Annotated in this window: 1 protein-coding gene; it reads left to right on the forward strand. The window is 69.9% G+C overall.

Annotation, left to right across the window (positions count from 1 at the left end; all coding sequences use genetic code 11):
- The first annotated feature begins 126 nt into the window (after positions 1-126).
- Positions 127-1446, forward strand: coding sequence for an IS256 family transposase (locus CHY22_RS09815; RefSeq protein WP_233502389.1), 1320 nt, complete (start codon positions 127-129; stop codon positions 1444-1446).
- Positions 1447-1506 lie beyond the last annotated feature (60 nt).

A 1506-nucleotide genomic window follows, 5' to 3' on the forward strand; every position in this document is an offset into this window, starting at 1 on the left:
GGTGGCGCGCAGAGATGTGGTGTAAGAGGCGGGGAATGCCCCGCCTCCGCCCTTTCTTGAAAGGGAGGGGACACCGCCTAGAATTCGTCGTTGGAGTAATGAAGGTGACGAATGGAAGGAAAGGCGATGCCCCAAGAAGAGAGTGTACTGCGCCTCGGCCGCGACGAGGCCCTCGAGGCGGCGAGGCTTTGGCAGGAGTGCGGCGACGCGCGCGAGTTCGCGTGCAGGGTGCTGGGCAGCGTGATGAACGCGCTGATGGACTCCGAGGCCCAGCAGATGTGCGGCGCGAGCCGCAACGAGCGCAGCGACGGCAGGGAGAACAGCCGCAACGGCTACCGCCCCAGGTCGCTCAAGACCGCCGTGGGCGACGTGGAGCTCGAGATACCCAAGCTCAGGCACGGCACCTACTACCCCGAGGGCATGCTCGCGCGATGGTCGCGCGTCGACACCTCGGTGGCCGCCATCGTGCAGGAGATGTACGTATGCGGCGTGTCCACCCGCAAGGTCGAGCGCGTGGCGTCCAAGCTGGGCATATCCTCGCTGTCGAGCTCGGAGGTCTCGAGCCTCTGCTCCGACCTCGACGCCGAGGTGGCGGAGTTCCGCCGCCGCGACCTGTCGGGCACGCCGTGTTGCTACCTGTGGCTCGACGCTACCTACATGAGCTGCAGGGTCGGCTCGTCGGTCGTCTCGCAGGGCGTCGTGACCGCGATCGGGCTGGGCGCCGACGGGCGCAAGCACTTCCTGGGCTGCGACGTGGTCGACACCGAGAGCGAGGACTCCTGGGCGGCATTCCTCGGCGGGCTGCGCGAGCGCGGGCTGGCCGGCGTTCGCCTCGTGGTCTCCGACAGCCACGCCGGGCTCGTGGCCGCCGTCTCGCGCCTGTTCCAGGGCTGCGCCTGGCAGCGCTGCGTGACGCACCTGCAGCGCAACCTCCAGAGCGCCTGCTCGGGCAGGCCCGAGGACTCCAAGGCGGCCGTCAGGGACCTCGTGCACGCCGCGGTCTACCAGGACGACCCCGACCTCGCGCGCTGCGTGTGGGCCGAGGCGGCGCCCTGGGTGGCGTCGGTGTCCGCCAGGGCCGGCGAGGTCTTCGAGCAGGCCGAGGACTCCGCGCTGGCGTTCACGGCCTTCCCCAGGGCGCACTGGGCCAAGCTCCGCACCAACAACGTCCAGGAGCGCGCCAACCGCGAGATCAAGCGCCGCTACAGGGTCGTGCAGTCCTTCCCCTCGAGGGAGTCGATGCTGCGCCTGACGTGCGCGAGCCTCATGGAGACCGAGGGACAGTGGTCCCAGCAGCGCGTGTTCTCCGAGGCCTCGGCCGCCGAGGGCTTCGCCGAGCCCGCGGACAGGCCGGCCCCGACAGAGGGGAGGCGCCGCGCACTCGGGCGGCGCGCCAGGGAGATAGTGGACGAGATAGTCGAGAGGCGCGGTCTCAAGAAGGAGTAACATCGGGACTTGCAGCGACGGACCTCGGGACGCTCTTACACCACGTCTGCGCGCGCCACC

The sequence above is a fragment of the Collinsella sp. TF06-26 genome (genome assembly GCF_002232035.1).
GTDB lineage: Bacteria > Actinomycetota > Coriobacteriia > Coriobacteriales > Coriobacteriaceae > Collinsella.

What these genes read in the sequence shown, in the direction of transcription:
- CHY22_RS09815 (WP_233502389.1), top strand. Translation starts at nt 127, where the DNA reads ATGCCCCAAGAAGAGAGTGTACTGCGCCTCGGCCGCGACGAGGCCCTC.